This is a genomic window from Pseudomonas sp. GCM10022186, assembly GCF_042656385.1.
Taxonomy (GTDB): domain Bacteria; phylum Pseudomonadota; class Gammaproteobacteria; order Pseudomonadales; family Pseudomonadaceae; genus Metapseudomonas.
Window position 1 is genome coordinate 1 of sequence record NZ_JBHSOU010000050.1, and the last position, 6085, is coordinate 6085.

The window sequence follows — 6085 nt, forward strand, 5'->3', positions numbered from 1 at the left end:
CGCCAGACCGGCGCCGACATGAAGAGCAAGTACAAGGAAACCGCCCGCGGCGGCCTCGCCGTGAACATCATCGAATGTTGAACAAGCAGCGGGAAGCCGGAAGCTTGAAGTGCACTCCGCTTCCAGCTTCCAGCTTCCAGCTTCCAGCTTCCAGCTTCCAGCTTCCAGCTTCCAGCTAATAGAAGGATTCCCGAATGTCTTTGGCAACAACCCCCCTGCATTCCCTGCACCTGGAACTCGGTGCCAAGATGGTTCCCTTCGCCGGCTACGCCATGCCGGTGCAGTACCCCCTCGGCGTGCTCAAGGAGCACCTGCACACCCGCGACCAGGCCGGCCTGTTCGACGTGTCGCACATGGGCCAGATCATCCTGCGCGGCGCGCACGCCGCCCGCGCCCTGGAAAGCCTGGTGCCGGTGGACATCCTCGACCTGCCGCTGGGCACCCAGCGCTACGCGCTGTTCACCGACGACAACGGCGGCATCCTCGACGACCTGATGGTCGCGCGCCTGGCCGCGGACGAACTGTTCCTGGTGGTCAACGCCGCCTGCAAGGCGCAGGACCTGGCCCACCTGCGGGCGAAGATCGGCGAGCAGTGCGCCATCGAATCGCTGTTCGAGAGCCGCGCGCTGCTGGCCCTGCAGGGGCCCAAGGCGGCCGACGTGCTCGGCCGCCTGGCGCCGGAGGTGCAGGCCATGACCTTCATGCAGTTCCGCGCCGTGCGCCTGGACGGTGTCGACTGCTACGTCAGCCGCTCCGGCTACACCGGCGAGGACGGCTACGAGATCTCCGTGCCGGTCGAGCAGGCCGAAGCCCTGGCGCGCCGCCTGCTGGCCGAGGCGGAAGTCCAGCCCATCGGCCTCGGCGCCCGCGACTCGCTGCGCCTGGAGGCCGGCCTGTGCCTCTACGGCCACGACATGAGCACCACCACCACGCCGATCGAGGCCAGCCTGGCCTGGGCCATCTCCAAGGCCCGTCGCGCCGATGGCGTGCGTGCCGGCAACTTCCCCGGCGCCGGCCAGATCTTCGCCCAGCAGCGCGATGGCGTGGCCGAGAAGCGCGTCGGCCTGCTGCCCCAGGAGCGCGTACCGGTGCGTGAAGGCGCCGAGATCGTCGACGCCGACGGCGCTGTGATCGGCCGGGTCAGCAGCGGCGGCTTCGGCCCCAGCCTGGGCGGCCCGGTGGCCATGGGCTACGTCGCCACCCGCCATGCGGCGCTGGACACCGAGGTCTGGGCCCTGGTGCGCGGCAAGCGGGTGGCGATGAAAGTCGCCAAGACCCCCTTCGTGCCACAGCGCTACTACCGCGGCTGATACAGAGTCCCTCGACTGCCCCGCCACGGCGGGGCCTTGCAGGGTGAAGGCGCGAGCCTTCACCCTTTTCTTTGCGCCGACCGGACTGGTCGCGAGCCGAAATCCGTAGGGTGCGCACCGGAAGCCCCACGGTGCGCACAGTGTGCAGCCGGTATACATGGGATGGCGAACCGCAGACGCAGTCTCAAAAAAACCTGCTAACCCACTGAAAACCAAAGCCTTCCATCCTTAACCATCACGACACGATCCCGTCATCAATCGGTCATCCGCCGCAGGCAGATTCTCTGCTCAACTTTCCTGGGGAGGACCTCCGATGAACCACAAGAAGAACCTGATCAAGCCACTGGCCGTCGCCCTGCTGGCCGCCACCCTCGGCGCCTGCAGCATGCAGGCCCCGGCCCCGGCCAAGCCGGTGGCCCTGGACAACGAAGACTGGTACCAGGTCCGCGCCGAGAAGGAACTGTTCGTCTTCGACGACTACGCCACCTACCGTGAATTCGTGAAGAACGGCACCGCGCCCGTGAAGCAAAGCCTCGGCAAGCAGGACGGCTTCGGCCGCGAGATCGTTCTGGTACTCAAGGCCGCGGACCAGGGCAAGGACCTGAACAGCCTCTCCGCCAAGCGCTTCCTCGACATCAGCCTGCCGCCGGCCCTGCCCTTCTACGGCGAGCTGCGCGACGAGGAAGGCATCATCTATGTGTTCAGCCGCTACGGCGACATGATGGACATGTACAAGATCGGCGAACCCACCTTCAGCTACGTCGACATCGGCGGCGGTCCGGAAGGCCAGCGCGTGGTCTACGTGCTGACCAAGGAAGAACCCAAGCCGGTCAAGCAGATCGCCCTGTTCCACTCGAAGTACCAGTGATCCCTCCGGACGCGGCCGGAACTTCCCCCTCTTTCCGGCCGCCTCCGCCTCGCTCCAACCGCTCTACCGCCTGCCCTCCAATCGCCACCGCCCGTCTTCGAGAAACATCCCGAAACATTCGGCGCCGCACCTAGAGCCAGAAGCCACTGGCCAGCATTAACGGCGAATTATTGTCATTTGCCCAATTGCAGCCGCCAAGTGAGCAGTCTTTAGTCGTTTTATTGGCGCTTTGACCGCGCGAGCAAATCCTTTGGCGGTCAGCACCTTCGTGCGAACGGATGGGGAATACGAGCCCTGGAGCATTGCATCCATAGCGGGCCGTCCGCGCGATTTCGCTGTGGGGAGGTGGAGTACATCCATGAAAGACAAGAATTCGCGACAACCTAAAAAAAACAAAGACAGGTTGGCGGATGAAACCCGGCGCGACTTCCTCAAGCTCTCCGCCGCCGCGGTGGCCGCACCCGCCCTGTTACGCGCGCCGGATACCGAGGCGGCTGCACCGATACTGCCGCCCAGCCCGGCCACCACACCCTGGGTGATGGAACTGCCCAAGCAGATCGTCCCTGCCGCCTCCGTCCCCTACCTGACCCCGGCACCGACCGAACTGGCCAATATCGCCGGTGGCGAGGCCGGGCGCGCGCGCCATCAGCGCTGGGCGCAGTTCAGGCCGAATGCGGAGTACTACGAACTGCGCGCCCAGGAGCGTGAATGGCAGTTCAATCCGGCCTACCCGAAGCAGAAGGTCTGGGTCTATCGCGCCGCCAACACGCCGGACAAGGAATTCAGCGCCACTGTGATGGCTCACTATGGCCACCCGATGATCTGCCGCATCCATAATGATCTGCCGTCCAACCACACCGGTTTCGGTACGCCGGAAATCTCCACCCACCTGCACAACCTGCACACCGGCTCGGAGAGCGACGGCTTCCCGGGCGACTACTACAGCGCCACCAAGGCCGGCCCGACCCTGACCGCCGTAGGCAGGTTCAAGGATCATCTCTACTCCAATGTCTGCGCCGGTTTCGAGGACCGGCAGGACAGCGTCGGCGACTACCGCGAGGCACTGGGCACGCTGTTCTATCACGACCACACCCTGGATTTCACCGCACCCAACCTCTATCGGGGGCTGGCGGGCTTCTACCTGCTCTACGACCACCTGGACTCGGGCAACGAGGCGGACCCGACGCCAGGCGCGCTGCGTCTGCCGAGCCACCCCTATGATTACCCGCTGATGTTCGCCGACCGCCGCTTCGACGCCAACGGCATGCTGTATTACGACGACATCAATCCCGAGGGTGTGCTGGGCGACAAGGTGGCGGTCAACGGCATGATCGAGCCGGTGCTCAAGGTGGCCGCCCGGCGCTACCGCTTCCGCCTGCTGAATACGGGGCCGAGCCGGTCCTACGCCTTCTCGCTGGTGAACTCGGGCAACCTGAAGCAGAACTTCACCTACATCGGCAACGACGGCAACCTGCTGCCCAAGCCGCTGCTCAACCAGCAGACGGTGACCCTGGGCGTGGCCGAGCGCGGCGACATAGTGGTGGACTTCTCCAAGTACCCGGTGGGCACCACCCTCTACCTGGTCAACCGCATGCGCCAGGAAGAGACTCGCGGGCCCAAGGACATCAAGGACCCCGGCGTGCGCGTGCTGAAGATAGTGGTGGACCGCTGGCCGACCGCCCAGGACCTCAGCATGGTACCGGCCAACCTGCGCCCGCTGCCGCCGTTGACCGCAGCGGAAATTGCAGCCGCGCCGGTCCGGCGCTTCGTCTTCGAGCGCTCCAACAACATGTGGGTGATCAATGGCCAGTTCGTCAACGTCAATGCACCACGCTTCACTGTGCCCAAGGGCCGGGGCGAGATCTGGGAGCTGGTCAACATCGACAACGGCTGGTCGCATCCCATCCATATCCACCTCGAGGAAGGCCGCATCATCGCGCGCATCAGGAATGGCGTCTCGCAACCCATTCCCGCCCATGAGCAAGGGCGCAAGGACGTCTATGTGCTCAACAAGGCCGAAACCGTCCGTGTCTTCATCCGCTTCAGGGACTATGTGGGCAAGTACGTGATGCACTGCCACAACCTGATCCACGAAGACCACGCGATGATGCTGCGCTTCGACGTCGTATAGCGGCGGGAGGTACCAATTCATGAACACTCGCAGAAAGCTCATTGGCGGCCTGGGTGCCGGCGTACTGGGGCTGGCGGCCTTGGGCGCCCTGGGTGCCGCCGGGGAACGCCGACCGACGCCCGGAGCGGGGACGGCCAGGTTCCCCAACCCGATCCTGCTCACCCACCAGGGCCGGAGGGTCGCGTTCTACGATGACCTGATACGCGGCAAGGTGGTGGTGCTCAACATGATGTACGCCAGCTGCGGACGGAACTGCCCGACCGCCACGGTGAACCTGCGCAAGGTCCAGCAGATGCTTGGCGAACGCCTGGGGCGGGACGTCTTCATGTACTCCATCACCCTGCAGCCGGAGCTGGACCAGCCGCGCCACCTGCAGGAGTACATCGACAAGTTCGGCATCGGCCCCGGCTGGCAGTACCTCACCGGCACCCCGCAGGACATTCTCGACCTGCGCTATGCCCTGGGCTTCTACGACGTGGACCCCTTGGTGGACGGCAACCAGCTGACCCATACCGGCATGGTGCGGATCGGCAACGAAGCCATCAACCGCTGGACCATGGCGCCGTCGCTGACCGACCCCGAGCACATACTCTCGGCCATCAACCATGTCGACCACCGCGTCGAACTCGCCAGCGAAGGATTCCAGCAGGAATCCTGAACAGCCCAGCCGGCCTCCGGGCACACCCGGAGGCCGGCTGGTGTATGATGCTCGCCCCCGGCCCAGCCTCGGGCCAAGCCTCAAAGCAGCAGAACACCATGACCAGCCAAGACATCGACCAGGCCGACGCCCAGCCCCGGGAAATACCGGCCTCCGAAGCCGTTGCAGACAAGCCGAAGAAACAGAACATCCCCTGGTACCAGACCCTCAAGGGTCACGACCGCGGCCAGCGCCCCGGCCCGCATCCGCGCGGCTCCCGTCGTTCCATGGGCAAGCGCTGATCCCCAGCGCCTCACCCTCGCAGGAGCGAAATTCCTCGCCAACCGGGCCCAACGCCCGGCCTGCCGCAGGCAAGAAGCCTGCCAGCCGCTCTAGACCGGACCTTTCTCGCCATCCCTGACCAATGCAGCCAGTGGTCTTTCTCAATTAAATCGAATTATTCGATTATACCAATTCGCGGAAAAAGCCTTTCCACTTTGCGCAACAGCGCCCCTCAAAACATCCTAACCCATTGTTTTTAATAGATTCCAGACAACTATCATTGGCGTCGATGGTAACCATCACCCAGCATCACTTCATCATCGAAATCACATCAGTAACATGGGCCCCGTAGACGAATTCCAACCCCTTCCTCACCGAGGTGCCCAAAATGAAAAAGCAAATCCTTGCCAGCCTGTTCATCGCCAGCCTGTCCGCCACTGCTTTTGCCCTGCCCCAGGCCACCGTCGCGGAAGGCGGCTCCGACCGCACCAGCATCCACCGCGTCGCCGAAGGTGGCGCTGACCGCACCGGCGCCAACCGCATCGCCGAGAACGGCGCCGAGCGCTCCGAGTCCCTGCGCGTCGCCGAAGGTGGTTCCGACCGTACCAAAGCCTTCGATGTGGCTGAAAGCGGTGCCGAGCGTTCCGAGTCGCTGCGGATAGCCGAAAGCGGCTCCGATCGCACCAAGGCCTTCGATGTCGCCGAAGGCGGCTCCGACCGTACCAAGGCCTTCGATGTGGCCGAAGGTGGCGTCGACCGCACCGGTGCCAACCGCATCAGCTGATCCCGAGGCCATCCAGAGGCAGGCAATCCCGATGTATGCGAAACCTCGAAAGGCAGAAGGCGCCACCTGTGGC

7 protein-coding genes are annotated in these 6085 nt (G+C 64.5%); all 7 read left to right on the forward strand.

From position 1 onward, the window contains the following. On the forward strand, window positions 1-81 hold an 81-nt coding region (locus ACFPU0_RS17140), incomplete at its 5' end, for a hypothetical protein (RefSeq protein WP_377693831.1). 113 nt (window positions 82-194) lie between these two features. Beyond that, on the forward strand, window positions 195-1310 hold the full coding sequence (gene gcvT, locus ACFPU0_RS17145; protein ID WP_377694444.1) for a glycine cleavage system aminomethyltransferase GcvT: 1116 nt from the start codon (window positions 195-197) through the stop codon (window positions 1308-1310). Window positions 1311-1623: 313 nt separating this feature from the next. Further along, window positions 1624-2178 carry a hypothetical protein gene (locus ACFPU0_RS17150; protein WP_377694445.1) on the forward strand — a complete coding sequence of 185 codons (555 nt, stop codon included), beginning with the start codon at window positions 1624-1626 and terminating at the stop codon, window positions 2176-2178. 358 nt (window positions 2179-2536) lie between these two features. Beyond that, a complete protein-coding gene (locus ACFPU0_RS17155; RefSeq protein WP_377694446.1) occupies window positions 2537-4309 on the forward strand; it encodes a multicopper oxidase family protein in 1773 nt (590 codons plus the stop codon). A 19-nt stretch (window positions 4310-4328) separates the two neighbouring features. After that, window positions 4329-4967 (forward strand): SCO family protein, encoded by a 639-nt coding sequence (locus tag ACFPU0_RS17160; protein ID WP_377694447.1) that lies wholly within the window; start codon window positions 4329-4331, stop codon window positions 4965-4967. 98 nt (window positions 4968-5065) lie between these two features. Continuing rightward, the gene (locus ACFPU0_RS17165; RefSeq protein WP_377694448.1) at window positions 5066-5248 is read left to right on the forward strand and encodes a hypothetical protein; all 183 of its coding nucleotides are present in this window, start codon (window positions 5066-5068) and stop codon (window positions 5246-5248) included. Between the two features lie 368 nt (window positions 5249-5616). Continuing rightward, window positions 5617-6012: a hypothetical protein gene (locus ACFPU0_RS17170; protein ID WP_377694449.1), complete on the forward strand. Its 396-nt coding sequence runs from the start codon at window positions 5617-5619 to the stop codon at window positions 6010-6012. The last annotated feature ends 73 nt before the right edge of the window (window positions 6013-6085 follow it).

What these genes read in the sequence shown, in the direction of transcription:
- gcvT (WP_377694444.1), top strand. Translation starts at nt 195, where the DNA reads ATGTCTTTGGCAACAACCCCCCTGCATTCCCTGCACCTGGAACTCGGT.
- ACFPU0_RS17150 (WP_377694445.1), top strand. Translation starts at nt 1,624, where the DNA reads ATGAACCACAAGAAGAACCTGATCAAGCCACTGGCCGTCGCCCTGCTG.
- ACFPU0_RS17155 (WP_377694446.1), top strand. Translation starts at nt 2,537, where the DNA reads ATGAAAGACAAGAATTCGCGACAACCTAAAAAAAACAAAGACAGGTTG.
- ACFPU0_RS17160 (WP_377694447.1), top strand. Translation starts at nt 4,329, where the DNA reads ATGAACACTCGCAGAAAGCTCATTGGCGGCCTGGGTGCCGGCGTACTG.
- ACFPU0_RS17165 (WP_377694448.1), top strand. Translation starts at nt 5,066, where the DNA reads ATGACCAGCCAAGACATCGACCAGGCCGACGCCCAGCCCCGGGAAATA.
- ACFPU0_RS17170 (WP_377694449.1), top strand. Translation starts at nt 5,617, where the DNA reads ATGAAAAAGCAAATCCTTGCCAGCCTGTTCATCGCCAGCCTGTCCGCC.